This window comes from Dactylosporangium sp. NPDC000521 (genome assembly GCF_042898305.1).
Taxonomy (GTDB): Bacteria; Actinomycetota; Actinomycetes; order Mycobacteriales; family Micromonosporaceae; genus Dactylosporangium.
On record NZ_JBIAYW010000001.1, the window covers coordinates 948,575 to 968,700 of the forward strand.

Consider the following 20,126-nt stretch of genomic DNA (forward strand, 5'->3'; position numbering starts at 1 on the left):
TACCTATGTAGTCAAGCGGCCGCGCGGGCCCGCCGTTCGGCGGCGTGGATCAGGACGGAGCACCACATCCGGTACGGCCTCCAGGCATCCGTCACGCGGGCCAGGTCCTCGTCGGTCGGGGCGGCCGGCAGGTCGTACCGGCGACGCATCCCGGACAGGGTCATCTCGTCGCCCGGCAGCGCGTCCACGAGCCCCGCGCCGCGCATCACGATCGCCGTGGCGAAGAAGTCGCCGACGCCGCGCAGCCGCCGCACGTCGGCGAGCGCCTGCCGGACGGGGAGGCTGCGCAGCCTGGCCCGGTCGAGCAGCCCGTCGAGGGCCGCCGCCGCGACGCCGTGCAGCCGCCGCAGCTTCTCGCCGTCGATGCCCGGGACCTCGGTGATGCGCAGCAGCCGCTGCGGCGACGGGAACGCGTGCACGGTGACGCCGCCGATCTCGAACGCCTCGCCGTGCTCGCGCGCCATCCGCTGCCGGATCGCGCGGCCCTGCTCGATGCGCATCCGGTGGGCGATGATGAACGCGCAGGCGGCCTCGTAGGGTGAGTGGAAGAGCACGGGGCGCAGGTGGGCGTGCTGCCGCTGCAGGGCGCCGATGACCGGGTCGCGCTCGCCGACCTGCGGGTAGCCGCTGCCGTCGACGTCCAGGGACAGCACGACGAGCGCCTGCCGCCACGCCTGCTCGGGCCCCCGCACCTCGCCCTCGACCCTGTCGGGTGCCGTCTGCCGCAGGAGCACGGCGGCGGAGTGGGTCCAGCCCTCGACGGGGAACGCCATGACGATCGTGCGGTCGTCGCCGACCGGCTGGGTCCATCCGCCGAAGTACTGGTTCTGCCTGGCCAGCTCGTAGGGGCCGGTGATGTCTGCGTGCATGCCGCTGAGGTTGCGCCCTTGAACCGGACACATGTTGTCATGTTTCGGCGGATATTCTCGGGCGGTGCGCGCCGATCGGCTGTTGTCCCTGGTCCTGCTGCTGCAGGCCCGCCCGTCCTCTGCGGCGCCGGAGCTGGCCGCGCGGCTCGGCGTGTCCGTGCGCACCGTCCTGCGCGACGTCGCGGCGCTCAGTTCCGCGGGGATTCCGGTGTACGCGGAGCGCGGGCGCGGCGGAGGGATCCGCATGCTGCCGACGTACCGGACGGGCCTCGCGCACCTGAACGCCGCGGAGGGCACCGGACTGGCGGTCGGGCAGTCACGCCTCGCCGGTGAGCTGGGCCTCGGCGACGCCCTCGACACCGCCATCGAGAAGATCATCGGGGCCGGTGGGCAGGCGCTGCGCGGCGGCCTGGCCCAGGGCCGCCGGCACGTGATCGTCGACGTCGACCCGTGGATGCGCTCCGGCGAGGCGGTGCCGCTGCTGCCCGCGATCCACGACGGCCTGCTCCGCGGGCGCTGCCTGTCGCTGGACTACCAGGACAGCGACGGCGCCCGCTCGCAGCGGTCAGTGATCCCCGCCGGCCTGGTGGCGAAGGCGGGCATCTGGTACCTGGTCACGTCGGAGCCGGCGCTGGTACGGGTGTCGCGCGTGCACGCGTGCACGGTGCTGCCCTCACCGGCGGTGCTGCCCGCGGGCTTCGACCTGGACGCGGCCTGGGCCCGGCTGCGCGACCGGGTCGAGGCGCGCCCTCGCCCGCTGGAGGTGCTGGTGTCGGTGTCGCCGGCCGCGGTCGCGCTGGTGCGCCGGGTGCTCGCCCGCCACCTGACCCCCTCCCCCGCGGACTCGCCGGAGCTGCTGCGGCTCGCGTTCGCCGGCGTGCCGCACGCGGTCGGCAGTCTGCTCGGCTTCGGCGCGCAGCTGACGGTGGTGGACCCGCCGGCGGTCCGCACCGCGATGCGGACCGCCGCGCAGGCCGTCGTTGCGCTGTACTCCGACCCTTAGTCCTGGACCGGCAGCTCGCTCAGCAGCGTGAACTCGTACTCGATCTGGCCCGCGTCCGCCCCGTCCTCGGACGCGGCGAGGTAGGACTCGACGCGGAAGCCGAGGTTGAGCACCTCCGCTGCCCGGATGCGCTCGACGAGGTCCTCGGCCGCCGTGAAGTACGTGGTGTAGATGACCGACGGGCCGTCGCTCGGCTCCTCGGCGGTCTCCTCGCTGGTGTCGTCGGCGAGGTCCTCGACGTCGGTGTATGTGTCGGCGGTCGCTGCTTCTGGGGTGATGTCGATGGTCACGGGCGGGAGCCTACGCGCCGCTGTGGTGAGTCTCATCTCGAGCGGAAAAATGTCAGAGGTCGCCTCTATGCTCTGCTCGCTTTGTCACCTCACTGGGGAGCACGACCCACCATGCAGTTGCGCCGCGCCATCCTTGCCCTGGCCCTGTCCACGGCGGTCGCCCTGACCGCTGCCTGCTCCTCCGAGGAGCCCTCGCCCGCCGGCCAGGGCTCGACGGCCGCCGCCGCTTCGGCCGCCGCAGGCTCCGCCGCCGCGGGTTCCACCGGCGCCACCACCGCCGCGGCCGCGCCGTCACAGTCCGTCGACCTGAAGGCCAACACGGAGGCTGTGTGCAAGGGGGTCGTCGCGGCGTACGACAAGGAGAAGGAAGCGGTCGTCACCGTCCTCACCGAGCTGCTCACCGCCGCCGCCAAGGACGACGCGGCCGCGATGGCCACCGCGAAGTCGAAGGGCAAGGTGGTCTTCGACCGGCTGACCGCCTCGGTCAACGCCGAGCTCGACAAGGCCGCCGACCCGCAGGCGAAGGCCGCCCTGCAGAACTTCGTGAAGGCCTTCTCGAAGGTCCTCGAGTCCGACAACCTGGAGAGCGACGCCTTCCAGGCCGAGATGGACAAGGCCGCCGCCGAGGCCACGAAGTACTGCCCCGCCCTGGACGCCTGACGGTCCCCTCCTCCGACCTGGTCCGGCTCCGCCGCGCGGCGCCACCGCTGGCCCCGGCCGGGGCGCCGCACGGCCGGGGCGCCGCACGGCCGGGGCGCCGCACGGCCGGGGCGCCGCACGGCCGGGGCGCCGCACGGCCGGGGCGCCGCACGGCCGGGGCGCATTCCTGACAGCCCCCGATTCGGGCAGCGCCCCGCGCGGAGCAGCCCCTGCGCGGGGCTGTTGTCTTGCCTGCTGAGCGGACGATACCCACCCATTCCGGGCAGCGTTCCGAGCGGCGCCGCCGCTGAACCCGGGCGGCGCCGCCGCTGGAGGCCGGGGCGGCACTGCTACCCGGATGGCGGGCGTCGCCGCCGGGTGTTGTCTCCGGCAGCCAGCCGGACGTTGTCTCAGGCACGAGGCGTCACGTCGCCATCGCGCACGAGTTCCGGCCGATGCGGATCGCTCGTGAGCACTCGACGCACTCACCCCGCTACCGCTCACGCCTCCCTGACTGCGGAGCGCGCCGCGCGGCGTCCGGTGGCCCGCTGGCCTCTGCGCGTGGCGGGCGTGCCGTCGGCAAAGATCGAAGGACGGATCCGGTCGTGGTGGCAGCCACCACTGTCCTTCGATCATGGTGGTCGCGGCACGGTGAGCACGAGCGGCGGGCCGGGGGCGGCGATGAGCATGGCGATGTGGGAGGCTCGGGGCGTGTCGGCTTCGAGAGGGCCTGCGGCATGGTCGATCACGACGTAGCGCTGGCGGCGTTCGCGGAGGAGTTGCGGGCGCTCGGGTGGGTCACTGAACTGCTGGTCGGCGGGTCGCTGGCGACGGGTGACTACGTGGCAGGGGTCAGCGACCTCGACCTCGTCGCAGTCGCTGACGGGCCCGTCGATGACGAGCGGCAGGCCCAGCTGACGGAGCTGCACCGGCGCCTGGATGCCACGGTGGCCGCGGGACTTGATCTCGGTTGTGCCTACGTCGACAGCGGCCGGCGCGAGGACGTCGCCGTCCAGCACCCGACGTGGACGCACGGGATGCTGGTGCAGCGCATCCTGTCGCTGGTGTCCAGGGCCGAACTGGCGCTTCACGGGTTCGCCGTGTTCGGGCGGGCGCCGCAGGCGTTGTTTCCCGCGGTGACCGGGGACGACGTACGGGAGGCAGCCCGTGCGGAGCTGCTCGGCTACTGGTCGTGGGCGTCGCGGCGGCCGTGGATCTTTCTGCAACGAGACATGGTCGACCTGGGGCTGACGTCGATGGCGCGGGGGCGGCACGCGGTGCGGACCGGTGAGCTGTTGACGAAGACCCTGGCGGTGGAGCGGGTGGCGGCGCCGGCGTGGCTGGCCGGGCAGGTGCGGGCCCGTCGCCGCGGGGACGTCGTCGCGTCGCCCCGGCTCCGGGCGGCCTGGCACGCCTGGCGGGACACCCGCCGCACCACCAACACCACCACCGCCGGGTAGCCGTCCTCCAGCAGGGCCTGTCGAGAGGCCTCCGCCGACGCTGTGGTGGCGAACGACGGCTCCTGGTAGCAATGGCTGGTCGGCCCGGCGACGGTCTTCAGGTCAGTGACGGTGGCGGCGCCGGCCAGTGCAGGTTCGGCGCGTCGCCCAGCGGGGCCAGCGTGACTGGGCGGCGCGCCGGGCCACAGGGTGAGGGTCCGCAGGGCCGGGTGAGCCGATCCGGATGGGTGCGATGGTCAGCGTGGTCGTGCCGTTGCTCGCGAGGGCGGCGGGATCCAGCCGGGGCGGCCCGTGGCGCGGCGTACCGTGTCGAACCGTTCGGCGTCGAACACGACCCGGTCCCAGCCGGTCGCCCAGGCGCCCGGCACCGACGCCGAGGTGAGGTCGGCGTTGCCGAGTTCCGCCGGCGTCAGCCACCGCAGGCCGTCCATGACGTCGCCGCCGCCGCCCGCGGCGCCGTACGGGGCGCGCAGGTCGGGAGGCAGCGGGAGCCGAGGGCCGCCTCCGCCGGCCCGTCCGTCCGGTGGGTCATCGACGGCTGGTGGATGCCGGTGCCGTCCGCACCGAAGTAGCGGACCCCTTCGCCGCCGTGGCCGTCGCGCGCGATGGCGGCCGACAGGACCGCTGTGTGCCTGCCGTCGGGCGCCTGCTCGTACATGCGGCGCGCGAACCGCTCGAACGTCGAAGCCCCGCCGGTCGCCCCGGCCGCCGCCATGGCACGAGGTTGTAGGGCTCCACCCGTCCGGGAAGGCGCCGGTCAGCTGTCGGGGTCGAACGCGCCGTCGAACTCGAACGCCGGGTTGGTCACGTCGTTGCCGCGGGTGTCGGTGATGGTGGCCAGGCCGACCAGCTTGGACGGGCCGCCGGCGACGTAGGTGGCGTCGGCGTTGGCCGTGACCTCGAACTTGCCCTCCTGGCGCTGGCCGGCGTCGTCGGTGAACGTGATCATGCAAATCCAGTTGGCGCCGGGCCCGGCGTCGGGCACCTTCGGGCCGCCGCGGTCGCAGGCGGCGTGCGCGTCGGTCGATGCGGCGGTGACGCCGGTCTTGCCGAGGATCGCGGAGCGCTGGACGTACAGGTTGGCGAACGTCGGGGCGATCGCGCGTTCGAGGCGGGCCTTGGTGATGTCCTCGCCGCCGCGGCCGGCGGTGGCCGCGAACACCGCGGCGACGGCGAGCACGGCGGCGGCCGGGGCGGCGAAGCGGGAGCGGATACGGATCATTGCGGTCAGCCTCCGGTGATGTCGCGGCGGCGCAGCGCCAGGTGGCCGATGAGCAGGCACACGGCTGCCCAGCCGGCGGCGACCGCTCCGGCCTGCACGATCGGGCCGGTGAACCGCTGCTGTGTGAACAGGCCGTGCCAGGCCTCGAAGCCCGTGGTGAGCAGCAGCCGCCGGGCCAGGTCGAGGCCGCCGAGCGTGGACAGCAGCTGCATGGCGAAGCCGAGCACGACCGGCGCGGCGACCCCGGCGGTGGGGTTCCGCGTCAGTACCGACAGCAGCAGGGCCAGCGCGGTGAAGCCGAGCAGCGGCGCGATCGCCGTCCCCCAGGCGGCGGCGACCAGGGGCAGCGCGGTCCCGGCCGGGATGAGCTGGCCGGACAGCCCGGGCAGCGGCTGGGTGCCGACGATGAGCAGGCTCCCCGCGATCGTGCTGGCCGCGAGGACGAGCAGCGCGAGGAGGTTGAACCCGGCGGCGGCGAGCGTCTTGGCGGCGAAGATCTGGCCGCGGCTCGCCGAGCGGGTCAGGATGGTCTTCCAGGTGCCGTGGCCGTCCTCGCCGGCGAAGATGTCCCCGGCGACCAGCGAGGCCATCAGCGGCAGCAGCCACTGGTGGGCGAAGGCGAGGATGAGCAGCGCGTCGGCGAAGCCGCTCGCGTGGATGTGCCGGCCGTAGATGGTGTCCGTCGGCGGCTGCTGGCCGGTGAACACGGCCACGACGACCGGCGGGACGACCAGGCAGCCCAGCAGAAGGTACCGGGCGCGGGCCTGCGCGGCGAGCTTCGCGACCTCCCAGCGCAGCACGGTCAGGACGCCGGGCCGGCGGGCCCGCGCATGGTGGCCGGCGGCGTGCGTCGCGATGGCGGCGGTGGGGGTCATCGGCGGGCTCCGGAGATGGCGGCGGCGCGGCTCAGGCCGGCGGTGGGCGCGTCGGGTGCGTGCTCGGTGAGCATGAAGAACAGCGCCTCCAGGGGCGTCTCGGACATGGCCAGGCCGCGCAGCCCGATCCCGGCGCCGACGAGGTCGGCGACGAGCGCGTCGAGCGCGTGCTCGTCGCCGCGGACCGCGAGGCCGCCGGCGGCCGGCTCGACCGCCAGGCCGCGAGCGCTCGCGAGGGCTGCGGCGCGGTCGTCGTCGGTGGTCGTCAGCCGGTGCGCCGGGGCCGGCGCCTGGTCGCGCAGGCCGGCGATGGAGCCGTGGTAGACGACCTGGCCGGCGCGCATGATGGTGACGTCGTCACAGATCTGCTCGACCTCGGCCATGTCGTGGCTGGACAGCAGGACCGTCATGCCGCTTCCGGCGAGGCGTTTGACGAGGGCGCGCATGTCGCGGATGCCGGCGGGATCGAGGCCGTTGGCGGGCTCGTCGAGGACCAGCAGCCGGGGCGCGCGGAGCAGGGCGGCGGCAACGCCGAGGCGCTGGCGCATGCCGAAGGAGTAGCCGCGGACCTTCTCCCGGTCCCGGCCGAGCAGGTCGACGGTGTCGAGGACCTCGTCGACCCGCCGGGTCGCGGCGGCGCCGTCCAGGCCGTCGAGGCCCGCGAGGAGCTGCAGGTTACGCCGTCCGGACAGGCCCGGGTACAGCCTCGGGCTTTCGATGAAGCCGGCCACCCCGTCCAGGGTCCGCACCCCGTCGCGGGGCCAGGAGCGGCCGGCCACGACACCGAGACCCGGTTCACCGGCCCGGACGGGCTGCTCGCCGCGGCCGGCGGCCACTTCGACGCCGTGGTCCTCGACGTGATGCTGCCCGGCCTGGACGGCGTCGCGGTCTGCCGGCGGCTGCGGCAGGCCGGGCACCGGGTGCCGGTGCTGATGCTCACCGCCCGCGGTGAGGTGCCCGACCGGGTGGCCGGCCTCGACGCCGGCGCCGACGACTACCTCACCAAACCGTTCTCGTTCGACGAGCTCCTCGCCCGGCTGCGGGCCCTGCACCGGCGTGCCGCCGACGCGGTCGCGGCCACGCTCACGGCCGGTGACCTCACCCTCGACCCCGCCACCCGGCGGGTCACGCGCGGCGGCACCGAGGTCGAGATGTCGGCCCGGGAGTTCGACATCCTCGCGCTGCTCATGGCGCGGGCCGGGCAGTGCGTCACGCGGTTCCAGATCCTCGACGAGGTGTGGGACGGCGAGGCCGACCTGCGGTCCAACGTCATCGACGTGTACATCGCCACCCTGCGCGGCAAGGTCGACAAGCCGTTCGGGCGGCACGCCATCGAGACCTTGCGCGGCGCCGGCTACCGGCTGCGCCAGGACGGCGGCTGAGATGGCGCCCGGGGCGGTGCGGTGGCGGCGGCTGCCGCTGCGGGTCCGGCTCATCGCCGGGTTCGCGGCGGCCATGCTGGTGGTGCTCACCGGGGCGGGCGCGTTCGTGTACCTGCGGGTGCAGTACGCCCTGGACCGGGGCCTCGACGCCGACCTCGCCGCCGAGAGCACCGCGGTCGCGGCCGCCCTGCACGACGGCACGCTCGGCCCGCGCAACCCCGCGGTCGTCTCCGGCGGCCTCTACGAGATCCTCGACCCTGCCGGCACCGTCCTGCAGGCCAGCCCCGGCCTGGCCGGACGGCCGCTGCTCACCGGTGGGCAGGTCGCGGCCGCGCGGCGCGGGCCGGTCCGCACCGATCACGGCACGCTGCTGCCGATCAGCCGCGAACCGCTGCGCGTCCTGGCCACCCCGCTGTCCACGGACGCGGCGCTGCCGGCCGGGCAGCCGGCCGTCGTGGTGGTCGCCGTGCGCCGGGACCAGCGCGACGAGGCCCTCCGGGAGCTCATCGCCCAGCTCGCGCTCGCGAATCTCGCGGCCCTGGCCGTCGCCTCGTTCGTCGGCTACCGGCTCGCGCGGGCCGCGCTCGACCCGGTCGAGCGGTACCGGGCCCAGGCCGCCCGCATCACCGGCGGCGCCACCGGTGTCCGCCTGGACGTCCCGGCCGGCGACGACGAGCTCACCCGCCTCGGTCGCACCCTCAACGACATGCTCACCGCGCTGGACGCCGCCCTGGAGCGGGAGCGGCGCTTCGTCAGCGACGCCAGCCACGAGCTGCGCACGCCGCTCACCCTGCTCGCCGCCGAGCTTGAGCTCGCTCTCCGGCGGCCGCGCCCCGCCGCCGAGCTGGAGGAGGCGCTGCGCGCCGCCGCAGCGGACACCGCCGGGCTCATCACCCTCGCCGACACTCTCCTGGCCGTCGGCGTCCAGCCCGCGCCCGCGGCGGGCACCCCGCCGACAGACCTCGCCCTCACGGTCGCGCCGATCGTGCAGCGGTACCGCAACGCCGCCGGCCTCACCGACGCCGCGGTGCGCACCGGCCTCAACCCCGCGCCGCCCGTCCGCATCGACCCGGGCCGCGTCGAGCGGATCCTCACCAACCTGCTCGACAACGCCGTGCGCCACGGCGCGACACCGATCACCGTCGCCACCTCCACGGCCGGCGGCTGGGCGCGGCTCACCGTCCACGACACCGGCCCAGGCATGCCCGCCGACTTCCTGCCCCACGCCGCGGAGCGCTTCGCCCGTGCCGACGCCGCCCGCACCACCCCCGGCACCGGCCTCGGCCTGTCCCTCGTCGACGCCATCGTCTCCGCGCACGGCGGCCGGCTGTGGTGGTGCTCCGGCGCCACCCACCACCACCCGCAGCCCACCCCGGTCCCGTGCACCCACCCCGGCACCGGCACCACGATCACCGTGCTGCTCCCCGCGACACCGGAGCCGGGCGTGCACACCTCCTGGCGATCATGATTCGGGTCGCCTGACGTGGGTATGGAACGGGTGTTCGAGAGGAGTAATGTCGTGACCGATCGCAATCCCGAGAAGGACCCCGCGGACTGGGTGACCGGCGACGAGCCGATGACGGGGCCGCAGGAGTCGTACCTGAACACGCTCGCACGCGAGGCCGGCGAGGACGCGCCCGCCGACCTCACGAAGGCCGAGGCGTCGCAGCTGATCGAGGAGCTTCAGGACGCCACCGGCCGCGGCGGACCCGGCCGCAGCTGAGCGCGTCCCTGTCGTTTGTCAGCGGCCGGCGAGGGCGGCCCGGTGGCTGCCGGTGCCGCCCTCACCGCAAGCCCGTGCGCCGGAGCTTGACCGACTGGCCGGCTACGTGAACACGAACACCGGCGGAAAGATCAGCACGACGATCCGCACCCAGGCCGCGCACACCGGCAGGTGGCGGGTCTGCCACAGCTCCAGCGCCGCGAACCGCCCCCGTCACCGCCTTCCCGTTCGACTCGACGTGCCCGGGCCGCTCGAGGCGGTGCAGCGACGGGCACTCGACCGGCGCGGCGGCCAGCGGGGCCGGCCAGATCACCAGACGCCGCCGGGAGGGCGGAGTGCGGTAGCATCGATGACACGCGATGCCATGGGAGCCGGGCAGGTGCTGTTGCACGTCCGTCTTGCCTAGGAAGTGTGCCCTCATGTCGCTGCGTTCCATCATGTACGCCACCCTCGCCGCGTTGCTCGTCGCGGGGTCCTTCATCGTTGCCGGTCCGGCCGTGTCGGCGGCGGCGGCCGTGCGGGTCATGCCGCTCGGCGACTCGATCACCGCCGGGCCGGGGTGCTGGCGGGCCAAGCTGTGGCATCGGCTGCAGACCAGTGGATACACGAACATCGACTTCGTCGGCGGGGTGTCCGACGGCGGCGGGTGCAATCCCGGGTACGCCTACGACTTCGACCACGAAGGGCACGGCGGGTTCTCGGCGACCGGGATCGCCGACAACAACCAGCTGCCGCCGTGGCTGGCCGCGGCCCGGCCCGACGTCGTGCTCATGCACCTCGGCACGAACGACATGTGGGGCGGCTACATCCCGACCGCCACGAAGCTGGCCGCGTTCACGAAGCTGGTCGGCCAGATGCGGGCGCAGAACCCGGCGGTGCGGATCGTGGTCGCGCAGATCATCCCGATGAGCGCGTCGGCGTGCGCGACGTGCCCGGCGGACGTGGTCGCGCTGAACGCGGCGATCCCCGGCTGGGCGGCGGGGCTGACGACCGCCCAGTCGCCGATCGTCGTCGCGGACCTGTGGACCGGGTTCGACGCGGCCACGGACACCGGCGACGGCGTGCACCCCAACGACGCCGGCTTCCAGAAGATGGCCGATCGCTGGTTCCCGGCCGTGACACAGGTCCTCGGGGGCGTCACGGCTTCACCGTCCGCGTCCCGGTCCGCGTCGCCGTCGGCCTCGGCCTCCCGGTCGGTCTCGCCGTCGGCCTCCGGGTCCCGGTCTCCGTCGGCCTCCACCGGTGCTGGGAAGTGCGTCGCCGAGTACAAGCTCGTCTCGCAGTGGAGCGGCGCGTTCCAGGGCGAGGTCACGGTCCGCAACGCGTCCACCGCCGCGTCCACGGGCTGGACGGCCACCCTCACGTTCGGCGCCGGCCAGCAGGTCAGCCAGGCCTGGAACGCCACAGCCACCCAGGTGGGCGCGGTCGCCACGGTACGCGACGCCGCCTACAACGGCGCGCTGCCGGCCGGCGGGTCCGCGTCGTTCGGGTTCATCGCGAGCTGGACCACCACGAACCCCGCCCCGGCGGTCACCTGCGCGCTCGCCTGAGCGGTCCGGCGTCACCAGCGTGCCGGCCCGGGTGTTCCACGGGTCCGGACGAGCCCCCGGGCCGGGCACGCTGCCGGCAGCCGCAGCACCGTCACGGCGATCGAGGAACGGAACCGGAGTTGACGGCCCACCGCTGGGTACCGGAGAGATCATGACCAACAGGAACGACGACTCCGACGTGCGCGCGGAGTTCCGGGACGCGGTCAACATGACGGCCGCCGAGCTGCGCCGCTGGCTCGCCACCGACGAGTCCAGGTCGGTCGGCGTGGCCGGTGGCGGCTCGACGAAGTCCGGCCCGGCCGGCGGCGAGTCGGTCGGGCACGAGTCCGGCACGAGAATCGTCGCGATCCTCGGCAAACGCCAGGCCGACCTCGACGACGAGGACTACGCCCACATGCGCAAGGTGACCGGCTACGTGAAGCGGCACCTGGCGCAGCGCCCGAAGAAGGAGCCCGTCGAGGACTCCCGCTGGCGCCGCTCGCTCATGAACTGGGGGCACGACCCGCTGAAGGACTAACCCGGCCCGCCGATCGTGGGACGTCAGACGTAGGTGAGCGGGCAGCCGTGCCGCAGCGAGTGCTCCGCCGCGTCCCGCGTGCCGTCAGGCCGGGCGGCACGGGAGAGGGTCCCGCCGACGATTCGGAATTGTCCGGTATGCGGCAAGATCTTTCGCGTTCGACCATCGGATGGTCGTGGGCGGCAATACGCTGAACGCGGTGAGAGTGGGTGGCGCGCTCATGGGGTGCGGACCATGGCGCCGCCGGTCACCAGCGGTAGGCCACGTTCACGACGAGCGTGGCCACCACCGTCACGAAGAACACCGCCCAGCCGACGAGCTGCCGCGATCCGACCCGCAGGTGCGCGATCAGCGCTCCGGTGAAGTACAGCACCAGCCCGGCCGCGGCGAGGGTCCCGATGACCGGCACCGCGAACCCCGCGAATAGCCCCAGCGACCCCGCGGCGAGGGTCGCTCCCAGCCGCGGCCCCCACGACCGCGGCAGGCGCTTCATGTCCAGCTGGGCCTTCGGGTAGGCGTGCCCGATGAGGTACGTGACGGCGGCGCTCCCCGAGAAGAGCGCGGCGACGATCGTGAGCGTGACGTAGGTGGCGAACATGCGCTGTCAGACGCGCCGTTGCGCCGGAACGTGACACGCACTGATGTGACCTGCCGCACAGAGGACGACCCCGTGCCGCGTCACACCCGCTGCAGCACCGGCTCCTCGGCGAGCGGATCGGCCTCGGGGACCGGGGGCAGGACCAGGGTGTAGCCGACCTGACGCACGGTGCCGATCATCGACTCGTACTCGCTGCCGAGCTTCGCCCGCAGCCGCCGCACGTGGACGTCGACGGTCCGGTGGCCACCGAAATAGTCGAACCCCCAAACCTCCCGCAGCAACTGGTCCCGCGTGTAGACCCGGCCGGGGTGCCGCGCCAGGAACCGCAGCAGCTCGAACTCCTTGTACGTGAGGTCCAGCGCCCGGCCCTTGAGCTTCGCGGAGTAGGTGTCGGGGTCGATGCGCAGCGCGCCCGCGGCGATCACGCTCGTGGCCGCTTTGGCCGCGACGGCCGCCGCCTGCGTCGCGAGCCGCAGCCGCGCGTCAACCTCGGCCGGGCCGGCGCCTGCCAGCACCACGTCGTCGCAGCCCCAGTCGGCGGCGACGGCGACCAGCCCCGCCTCCTCGACCACGACGATGACCGGCGTCCGCACCCCCGAGCCACGCACCGCCCTGCAGAAGGCCCGCGCCTCCGCCAGCTGCCGACGCGCGTCGACCAGCACCACGTCCGGCTCGGTCCCGGTGACGCACGCCTGCACGTCGTATCCCGCGACCCGCCGCCCGTGCGCCAGCAGGTCCAACGCCGGCAACACCCGCCCCACCGGCTGCATCCCCGTCACCACCAGGATCTCCACGCCCTGCAGCGTCCCCCACCAATGTTTCGGGCCTGTCTCCGAACGCCCGACATGACCGACCCGGGTGTCCGCCGGGTTCTCCCCCGGGGCGACCCGGGCCGTTCCCGCGCGGGCACGACGGCCCGCGCGGCGGAGCCCCTCCGCGGCGGCGGTCGTACGGCCCGTTCCTGACCGTGGTCGGCGCCGCCTGTGGGGAGTGCCCAGACAGGAAGCGCACGGGTAGAGGCATCCGAGCAAGAGGCACCTCCCCAGATGCGCGCAGGTAGAGCGTGCGGGGCCGAGCGTACGGGGGCCGAGCGCGCGGAGTTCCGGAACGTGATTGCCGGTATTGGGAATCCAGTAAGGCCGACGAACGCGGCAGCCGGCAGCGCGACGAAACAGGGCAGCGCGAGGAGCGCGGAGAGGGTGGGTGGGCGCCCGGAACGCATAGACGGATGCGCATGGAGTGTGGAGACTGGACGGGATGGAGCGGATCGGGGTGCGGACCGTCGTCTCGCTGCTCGCGGGCCGTGGGGCGTACCGGGCCGCGCAGCTCGTGGCGACCGTCGCGCTGCTGCCGCTGTGGGGTGCCGAGCGGTACGCGACGTACGCGGGGGCCGTCGCCATCTGTTCGTGGGTCGTCGCGTTGCTCGTCTCCGGGCCTGAGAAGACGGTCCTGAAGTTGCTGCCGCGGGCGCCGCGGACCGGGCCGCTCATCCTCCGCGCCGCCGCCGCGCTGCTGTGGGTGCTGCCGGTGCCGCCGCTCGTCGCGTTCGTGGTCGCCGCGGTCGTGGCGCCGGGCGGGCCGGCCGCGATCTATCTGGGTGTCGCGGCGATGTGCACGATGACCGGGACGTTGCTGCTGCTGGTGGGGCTGCATCGGGCGGTGGGCAGGCCGTGGTACGACGCCCGGGCGTTCTTCCTGATGACCGTCGTGCAGGGCGTGCTGCTCGGCCTGGTCGTGCTCGGGCTCGGGCCGCTCGGGTACGTCGGCGCGATCGTCGGCACCGAGACCGTGCTGTGCGTGCTGCTGCTGGCGCGGCTCGGGCGGCCGGACCTCGCCATCCGGCACCGGCCGGCGTTCCTGCGGCGGATCTGGTGCACGGTGGCGCTGATGGGCGGCCCCGAGGTGTGCATGTACCTGTGCACCAGCGTTCTCGTGGCGCTGCTGACGGTGTCGGCGTGGAGGGAGCAGGTCGGGCCGCTCGTCGCCGTCGACGTCGTCTGGTCCGCCGGGATCAACTTCCTGCTGTACCTGCTGCGCGTCTACACCCCGTGGGCGTCGGTGCGGCTGCTCGGCGCCGGCGGCGCGGCGGGCCGGGACGCGGCCCGGCGGATCACGCGCTGGGTGATCGCCGCCGACCTCGCGTACATCGCCGCCGCGGCGGTACTGGTGTCCGCCACCGACGTCCACCAGGGCGTGGTGCTGTGGGCGGTGCTGTTCGCCGCCCGGACCCCGATGCTGGTGGCGACCATCTTCGCCGGCTACCTGGTGGAGAACTCCGACGCGCGGTCGACCCGGATCACCGGCCTGGCCGCCGCCATGAGCCTGGCCGCGGCGGCGGTCACCGGGCTCTTCGCCGTGCCGTACACCGGCGGCGTCGGCCTGCTGATGGCGCTCGCCGCCGCCGAGATCGCGCAGGCCACGACGATGCACGCCCGGCTGGGCAAGCGCACCCGGGCGGCCAGCCGCCCACCCGTCGAGGAGGACGTCCATGTTGCTGCGTGAGATCGCGTACGTGCCGGTGACACTCCTGCGCCAGTACGGCACCCGTTCAGGCCTGCGGCGGTTCCAGCTGCGCCGGCTGAACCGGTTCCTCGCCCACGCGAACGCGCACGTGCCGTACTACCGTGGCAGGCTGCCGCGGCTCGCCGGCATCGAGGAGCTGGCCGGGGTGCCGTTGCTGACCAAGGCGATCATGCGCGCCACCCCCAACCGGGAGTTCGTCGCGGACGGCGTCGACACGGGCGGGTGCGTGGAGTTCTCCAGCAGCGGCACCACCGGGCAGCGGGTCACGGGCTGGCACGACATGAACGCGCACGACTACCACATGGCCGCGTGCGTCCGGCGGTTCTTCGCGACCCGCCGCTACCTGCCCTGGGACCGGCTCGCGCACCTCAAGCCGTTCCCGATGCCGGGCCGCCTGGTGGAGAAGGTGGGCCTGTTCCGCCGGCACGTCATCCTGACCACGACGCCGCCGGCCGACTGGATCGCCGGGCTGCTGGCGTACCGCCCGAAGGTGCTGATCGGCTACCCGGTGCACCTGCGCGAGCTGGTGCGGACCATGACCGATGAGCAGCGGGCCGCGCTGCGCAAGGACCTGCGGCTGGTGCTGACGGAGTCGGAGCTGCTGGTGCCGGCGTGCCGGGCGCTGCTGGAGGAGCGTCTCGGCGTGCCGGTCCGCGACGAGTACTCCGCGTACGAGACGCTGAACATCTCCTTCGAGTGCCACCGCGGCGGGGCGCACCTGGCCGAGGACCGCGTGCTCGTCGAGATCGTCGGCGAGGACGGCACCGTGCTGCCCGACGGCGAGGAGGGGCAGGTAGTGGTGACCGCGTTCGGCGAGCGCGCGATGCCGCTGGTCCGTTACGCGCTCGGGGACCTCGGCACGATCCAGCCGGACCCGTGCGCGTGCGGCCGCCGGTTCCGCACCTTGAAGCTGACCAGCGGACGGATGAACGACGCCGTGGTCCTGCCGGACGGCCGGAAGGTCTTCGGCGACGTGTTCCTGGCGGTCGCGATGTACGAGCCGGGCGTCGCCGAGATGTTCGTGCGGCAGGACGCGTCCGGGACGATCCGCGTCCATGTGGTGCCGGACGGCACGCGGCCCGCCGACGCCGTGCTGGCCGGCACCGAGCGGACGCTGCGGGAACGGGCCGGCGGCGACCTTCCCCTCCAGATGCGGCTCAGCGACCGGATCCCGCTCACCGCCGGCGGCAAGGGCCAGCTCGTGCAGAGCGACTACGCACCCGCGGTCGCCGTCAACCGGTCGGCCGCGCCCTGACGGAGCGGCACGGGAACCGGCAGCGGCCCTGCGGGCAGCAGCAGGGCATGAACGCACTGACGACCGGGGCGCGGGACGTCTCGCCACCGGATGTGGCGGCCTTGTTCGACGCATACAGTGAGCGTGTCCACCGGTACTGCGCCCACTGGGTCGGCCCGGTCGCCGCCGAGGACCTCGTCGCCGAGGTGTTCCTGGTCGCACACCGGCACCGGGCTCGCCGGCAGCACCTACTCGCTGTGGACGACCACGCTCGTCGACTGAAGCACTTGGCCGGCCGGGGGCCTCGCCGTGAACTCCAGCCGGAGCACGGCGAGGGCCGCGTCCAGGCGGGACCGGGCGGTGGCCAGGTCCGGGCCGGTGACGACGAGGTAGCCGATCTTGTTCGCGGCCTGGTCGAACGGGCGGACGGTCGCACCGGGCTCCGCGTACACCTCGCAGCACGTGACACCGGGCAGCTGCCGGGCCTCGGTGACACCCCCGACCTCGGTGAGGATCGCGTCGCCGGGCAGCGGTGAGGCCAGGATGTGGATGATGCCCGCGTGCCGCTGGGTCGGGGTGAGGTCGAACGGCTCGCCGAGGGCCAGCGAGACCAGGGCGGCGACGGTATCCACGCCGTACATGTGCCGCATCAGCAACGGGAAGGCGTTGCCGCACAGGCGGGCGTTGGCCTCCAGCACCGCGAAGGAGCCGTCGGCGCGGAGGATGACGTCGAAGTTGGCGGGGCCGTCGAGCAGGTCGATCGCGCGGCACAGCCGGCCGGCCGCGGTGACCAGCCGGCCGCGGACGGCGAGGCCGATGGTGGCGGGGGCGGCGTGCCCGCCGACGACGAAGCGCGGGCCGGGCACCATGCGCCTCTCGGTGATGCCGGCGAACGCGACCCGCCCGCCCCGCATGAACACGTCGACGGTGAGGTTGCGGCCCGACACGTACTCCTCGACGAGCAGCGGCCCGCCGGGCGTGGTGAAGCGGGCGGCGTAGTCGAACGCGCCGGGCAGTTCCGAACCGTGTGCGACGAGGGTGATGCCCTTGCTGCCGGAGGTGTCCGGTGGTTTGACGACGACGGGGAAGCCGATGTCGTGCGCGGCGGCGGTCAGGACGGCCCGGTCGGCGCTGCGCCGCCAGCGGTACCCGGGGACGCCGGTGGCCCGCACGACGTCGTGGAAGGCGGCCTTGTCCAGCGACGCGCGGGCCGCGGCGGCGGGGAACCGGAACGGCAGCCCGTAGCGGTGGCTGAGCTCGTGCCAGGTCCACAGGCCGGCCTCACTGGCCGCGGCGACCACAGCGGTCGGGCGGCGCCCGGCGAGCGCGGCGACGATCCCCTCGTGGTCCTTGATGCTGACCGGCAGCCACACGTCGGCGTACGGGTACGCGGGCCGGTCGGTGCGCATGTCGACGCCGATGGTGGGGATGCCGCGGCGGCGGGCCTCGAGGTAGACCGGCAGTTGGTCCTCGCTCGCCCCCAGAATCAGCATCATCACGCGGCCTCCCGTCCAGCGAATCCGGCCACGACGCCGCCGTCGGCCGGACGAGCCGGGGGCGCCGCGGCGTACAGCATGTCTTCCGGTGAGATGGGAATGTTGGCCTCCCGCACGTAGTACAGCGCGGGCCGCACCGAGCCGCGCACCAGACGGTGCACGTAGGCGGCCAGGACCCCGACCGCGGCGAGCAGCACCACCTCCCCCGCCACGACACCCGGCCGCCCCGCGGCGATCACCACCGGCACCGCGCAGGCGACCGCCGCGTACAACCACACCAGGGGCCGCAGCGAGAAGCCGAAGAACAGCTCGGCGCTGTGCGAGAACAGCCGCCACACCGCCCACCGCGACCCGCCGCCCTGCCGCTGCCGGTGCGCGACGTCGACGGTCGCCCAGCGGGCGCCGAGCAGCGGCATCGTGGCGACGAAGTACGGGGTCGCGAGCCGCAGGTCGACGGCGCGGCGGGCGACGGCGGCGCGCACGACGCGGAACACCGACGAGCCGTAGACGAGGTCGACGCCGAAGAGCCGCTGCGCGAGGCGCTGCTGCACAGCGGATGCGAGGCGGCGGAAGAGCGGGTCGTGCCGCTCGCGGCGGATCCCGTACACCACGTCGTAGCCTTCGAGGGCCTTCGCGATGAGCTTCGGCGCCTCGGCCGGCGGTGACTGCAGGTCCGCGTCGAGCTGCACGACCCACTCGCCGCCGGCGTAGCGGAACCCGGCGCCGTGCGCGGCCTCGAGGCCGAAGTTGCGGGAGAAGGACACGTACCGCACCCTCGGGTCCCGCTCGGCGAGGGCCTTCACCTTGGCGAGGGTGCCGTCGGTGGAGCCGTCGTCGACGAACAGGATCTCCAGTCCCGGGTAGCCGGACAGTTCGGCGTCGATGGTCGCGTGGACCTCGTCGACCTGATGCTCCTCGTTGAAGCACGGGATGAACGCGGTCAGCGAAGCGGGTGCCGGCTCACCGGCCCGTTGCCGTGGGATCTCACGCATGCGACCTCCCCGTACACCTCGGACAAGGACCTCAGTCGCGCAGCACGGCCCGCCACGACGGTGGCAGGTTGCGCCGCACCTCGATCGCGTCGAACACCGACGGCTCGCGCGGCCCCTGCCCGCGCACCCACGCCGCCATGGCCGCGAGCCCGGCCTCGAGCGGCACCTCGCCCTCGTCCAGGCCGAAGCACTTGCGCACCTTGGTGTGGTCGGCGTACGCGTGCCGGACCTCGTTGCGGGCGGGCAGGTGCGTGACCCGCAGCGGCACGCCCATCGCGTCGGCGGTGGCGCGGGCGAGGGCGTTGAGCGAGTAGACGCTGTCGCCGCCGATGTTGAACGTCTCGTTGTAGGCGGCCGGGGTGGTCACGGACCGGGCGACGACCGGCGCGACGTCGCTGATGTGGGTGAAGGCGCGGACCTGCTCGCCGTCGCCGAACACGGTGAACGGCTCACCCCGCAGCGCCTGGTTCATGAAGATGCCGATGACGTTGCGGTACCGGTCGCCGATGTTCTGGTGCTCGCCGTAGACGTTGTGCGGCCGGAAGATGACGAACGGCAGCCCGAACATGTCGTGGGTGACCCGCAGCTCCTGCTCGACCGCGAGCTTCGCGATCCCGTACGGGTCCTCCGGCGCCGGCACCAGGTCCTCGCTCATCGGCACCTGGTTGCTGCCGTAGACGGCGATCGACGAGGTGAACACGAAGCAGCGGACGGTGCCGGCGTTGACGGCGGCGTTGATGAGGGTGACGCTGCCGAGCACGTTGTTGGTGTAGTTGAACCGCTTGATGAAGTGGCTGAGCCCTTCGGCGGCGTACGCGGCGAAGTGGAACACGTAGTCGAACCCGAACTCGGCGAACAGCGCGTCGACGACGGCCGGGTCGCAGACGCTGCCGCGCCGGAACACGGCGCCGTCGGGGACGTTGTACGGCGATCCGCCGCTGAGGTCGTCGAGGACGACGACGCGGTGGCCGCCGGCGAGCAGGGAACGGGTCACGTTCGCGCCGATGAACCCGGCGCCCCCGGTGACCAGCGACGTCGCTGTCGCCATGGCACGTCTCCTCACACGCTGGTGGACTGCGTCGCCGGCGCCTGCGCGTCGCCCCTCGCCCGTCCGCGGCGGAACCACCGGTCGGGCGCGGTCAGCACGAGGATCACGAGGACGACGTGGACGGCGATGAAGGCGTACGCCTCGTACTTCGTCGGCGGGTGGCCGAGGAACACCGTCATGTGCGACGCCCAGGTCCACACGTCGGGGATCGTCGCCCACCGCGGGTCGGTGTGGTCGTTGACCGTCAGGAACGCCAGGTCCTCAAGGCCGGAGACCATGATGAGCAGCATCGCGTAGGCGATCCGGCGGGCGTTGCCGGGCGTGCCGCCGCCGAGCCGGTACGCCAGGGTGAGCGCCATGATGACGATCGGCGTCAGCACGAGAATGTGGTAGTAGACGGTCGGGAAGTCGTCCAGGTAGAAGAAGATCTTCGGCACGAAGTAGAGGAAGAACACGCAGAACGCGGCCGGGATCAGGATCCGCACCAGGTGCAGCCGCCGGGCCAGCTCGACGTCGAGCCGGGCGATCGCCTCCGCGGCGAAGACGAACGGCAGCAGCTTGAACAGGAAGATCCCGAGTGACTTGACCTCGCGGTCGTGCGGCAGGACGAACCACACGACGGCGGCGCTGGCGGCGGCGAGCAGCACCAGGACGAGAAACGCCGCATTACGGCGGAGGACCTGAGTCATCGGCGGTTGCTCCCCG

23 protein-coding genes are annotated in these 20,126 nt (G+C 73.6%); 10 read left to right on the forward strand and 13 right to left on the reverse strand.

The features are described from left to right. Positions 1-11: 11 nt before the first annotated feature. Complete coding sequence (locus tag ACFY3L_RS04525) at positions 12-869, reverse strand: DNA-3-methyladenine glycosylase family protein (protein ID WP_389318637.1); 858 nt, start codon at positions 867-869, stop codon at positions 12-14. Between the two features lie 64 nt (positions 870-933). Here ACFY3L_RS04525 and ACFY3L_RS04530 point away from each other — a divergent pair, with 64 nt between their 5' ends. After that, positions 934-1,872 (forward strand): helix-turn-helix transcriptional regulator, encoded by a 939-nt coding sequence (locus ACFY3L_RS04530; protein ID WP_389318639.1) that lies wholly within the window; start codon positions 934-936, stop codon positions 1,870-1,872. On the opposite strand, the gene ACFY3L_RS04535 is transcribed toward ACFY3L_RS04530, so the two are convergent. Continuing rightward, positions 1,869-2,162, reverse strand: coding sequence for a hypothetical protein (locus ACFY3L_RS04535; RefSeq protein WP_389318641.1), 294 nt, complete (start codon positions 2,160-2,162; stop codon positions 1,869-1,871). The genes ACFY3L_RS04530 and ACFY3L_RS04535 overlap by 4 nt on opposite strands. A gap of 111 nt (positions 2,163-2,273) precedes the next feature. Between ACFY3L_RS04535 and ACFY3L_RS04540 the strand changes: the two genes are divergently transcribed. Further along, positions 2,274-2,822: a hypothetical protein gene (locus tag ACFY3L_RS04540; RefSeq protein WP_389318643.1), complete on the forward strand. Its 549-nt coding sequence runs from the start codon at positions 2,274-2,276 to the stop codon at positions 2,820-2,822. Positions 2,823-3,538: 716 nt separating this feature from the next. After that, positions 3,539-4,261, forward strand: a complete 723-nt coding sequence (locus tag ACFY3L_RS04545) for a nucleotidyltransferase domain-containing protein (protein ID WP_389318645.1) — start codon at positions 3,539-3,541, stop codon at positions 4,259-4,261. A gap of 236 nt (positions 4,262-4,497) precedes the next feature. Here the strand turns inward: ACFY3L_RS04545 and ACFY3L_RS04550 are convergent, their stop codons facing one another. The 5 genes from ACFY3L_RS04550 to ACFY3L_RS04570 are packed head-to-tail and all read right to left on the reverse strand — an operon-like array spanning position 4,498 to position 7,194. Then, positions 4,498-4,692, reverse strand: coding sequence for a hypothetical protein (locus ACFY3L_RS04550; RefSeq protein ID WP_389318647.1), 195 nt, complete (start codon positions 4,690-4,692; stop codon positions 4,498-4,500). Beyond that, positions 4,671-4,976: a hypothetical protein gene (locus ACFY3L_RS04555; RefSeq protein ID WP_389318648.1), complete on the reverse strand. Its 306-nt coding sequence runs from the start codon at positions 4,974-4,976 to the stop codon at positions 4,671-4,673. Before ACFY3L_RS04555 ends, ACFY3L_RS04550 begins: the two co-directional genes overlap by 22 nt. A gap of 42 nt (positions 4,977-5,018) precedes the next feature. Continuing rightward, positions 5,019-5,483 (reverse strand): hypothetical protein, encoded by a 465-nt coding sequence (locus tag ACFY3L_RS04560; protein WP_389318650.1) that lies wholly within the window; start codon positions 5,481-5,483, stop codon positions 5,019-5,021. A 5-nt stretch (positions 5,484-5,488) separates the two neighbouring features. Continuing rightward, positions 5,489-6,358, reverse strand: coding sequence for an ABC transporter permease (locus ACFY3L_RS04565; RefSeq protein ID WP_389318652.1), 870 nt, complete (start codon positions 6,356-6,358; stop codon positions 5,489-5,491). Further along, complete coding sequence (locus tag ACFY3L_RS04570; RefSeq protein WP_389318654.1) at positions 6,355-7,194, reverse strand: ABC transporter ATP-binding protein; 840 nt, start codon at positions 7,192-7,194, stop codon at positions 6,355-6,357. The genes ACFY3L_RS04565 and ACFY3L_RS04570 overlap by 4 nt, the downstream gene beginning before the upstream one ends. A gap of 9 nt (positions 7,195-7,203) precedes the next feature. On the opposite strand from ACFY3L_RS04570, the gene ACFY3L_RS04575 reads away from it, so the two are divergent. The 5 genes from ACFY3L_RS04575 to ACFY3L_RS04595 all read left to right on the forward strand — a co-directional run bounded on the left by ACFY3L_RS04575 (position 7,204) and on the right by ACFY3L_RS04595 (position 11,530). Further along, a complete protein-coding gene (locus ACFY3L_RS04575) occupies positions 7,204-7,740 on the forward strand; it encodes a response regulator transcription factor (RefSeq protein WP_389318655.1) in 537 nt (178 codons plus the stop codon). Between the two features lies 1 nt (position 7,741). After that, the gene (locus tag ACFY3L_RS04580; protein WP_389318657.1) at positions 7,742-9,208 is read left to right on the forward strand and encodes an ATP-binding protein; all 1,467 of its coding nucleotides are present in this window, start codon (positions 7,742-7,744) and stop codon (positions 9,206-9,208) included. Positions 9,209-9,259: 51 nt separating this feature from the next. Then, positions 9,260-9,463, forward strand: a complete 204-nt coding sequence (locus tag ACFY3L_RS04585; RefSeq protein ID WP_389318659.1) for a DUF3072 domain-containing protein — start codon at positions 9,260-9,262, stop codon at positions 9,461-9,463. A 419-nt stretch (positions 9,464-9,882) separates the two neighbouring features. Further along, positions 9,883-11,013 (forward strand): cellulose binding domain-containing protein, encoded by a 1,131-nt coding sequence (locus ACFY3L_RS04590; RefSeq protein ID WP_389318661.1) that lies wholly within the window; start codon positions 9,883-9,885, stop codon positions 11,011-11,013. 151 nt (positions 11,014-11,164) lie between these two features. Then, a complete protein-coding gene (locus ACFY3L_RS04595; RefSeq protein ID WP_389318663.1) occupies positions 11,165-11,530 on the forward strand; it encodes a DUF3140 domain-containing protein in 366 nt (121 codons plus the stop codon). A gap of 247 nt (positions 11,531-11,777) precedes the next feature. Here the strand turns inward: ACFY3L_RS04595 and ACFY3L_RS04600 are convergent, their stop codons facing one another. Further along, the gene (locus ACFY3L_RS04600) at positions 11,778-12,128 is read right to left on the reverse strand and encodes a DoxX family protein (RefSeq protein ID WP_389318664.1); all 351 of its coding nucleotides are present in this window, start codon (positions 12,126-12,128) and stop codon (positions 11,778-11,780) included. A gap of 80 nt (positions 12,129-12,208) precedes the next feature. Then, positions 12,209-12,922, reverse strand: coding sequence for a winged-helix domain-containing protein (locus ACFY3L_RS04605; RefSeq protein ID WP_389318666.1), 714 nt, complete (start codon positions 12,920-12,922; stop codon positions 12,209-12,211). Between the two features lie 463 nt (positions 12,923-13,385). On the opposite strand from ACFY3L_RS04605, the gene ACFY3L_RS04610 reads away from it, so the two are divergent. After that, positions 13,386-14,630 (forward strand): hypothetical protein, encoded by a 1,245-nt coding sequence (locus tag ACFY3L_RS04610; RefSeq protein WP_389318668.1) that lies wholly within the window; start codon positions 13,386-13,388, stop codon positions 14,628-14,630. Continuing rightward, the gene (locus ACFY3L_RS04615) at positions 14,617-15,906 is read left to right on the forward strand and encodes a phenylacetate--CoA ligase family protein (protein ID WP_389318670.1); all 1,290 of its coding nucleotides are present in this window, start codon (positions 14,617-14,619) and stop codon (positions 15,904-15,906) included. The genes ACFY3L_RS04610 and ACFY3L_RS04615 overlap by 14 nt, the downstream gene beginning before the upstream one ends. A gap of 227 nt (positions 15,907-16,133) precedes the next feature. Here ACFY3L_RS04615 and ACFY3L_RS04620 read toward each other — a convergent pair whose 3' ends face one another. From ACFY3L_RS04620 to ACFY3L_RS04635, 4 genes are read right to left on the reverse strand one after another with little or no spacing between them, the layout of a single operon-like run. Then, on the reverse strand, positions 16,134-17,381 hold the full coding sequence (locus tag ACFY3L_RS04620) for an ATP-grasp domain-containing protein (protein WP_389318672.1): 1,248 nt from the start codon (positions 17,379-17,381) through the stop codon (positions 16,134-16,136). Then, on the reverse strand, positions 17,381-18,373 hold the full coding sequence (locus ACFY3L_RS04625; protein ID WP_389318673.1) for a glycosyltransferase family 2 protein: 993 nt from the start codon (positions 18,371-18,373) through the stop codon (positions 17,381-17,383). The genes ACFY3L_RS04620 and ACFY3L_RS04625 overlap by 1 nt, the downstream gene beginning before the upstream one ends. Positions 18,374-18,404: 31 nt before the next feature. Next, positions 18,405-19,421 (reverse strand): NAD-dependent epimerase/dehydratase family protein, encoded by a 1,017-nt coding sequence (locus ACFY3L_RS04630; RefSeq protein WP_389318675.1) that lies wholly within the window; start codon positions 19,419-19,421, stop codon positions 18,405-18,407. Between the two features lie 11 nt (positions 19,422-19,432). Beyond that, a complete protein-coding gene (locus tag ACFY3L_RS04635; RefSeq protein WP_389318677.1) occupies positions 19,433-20,110 on the reverse strand; it encodes a hypothetical protein in 678 nt (225 codons plus the stop codon). Positions 20,111-20,126: the final 16 nt, after the last annotated feature.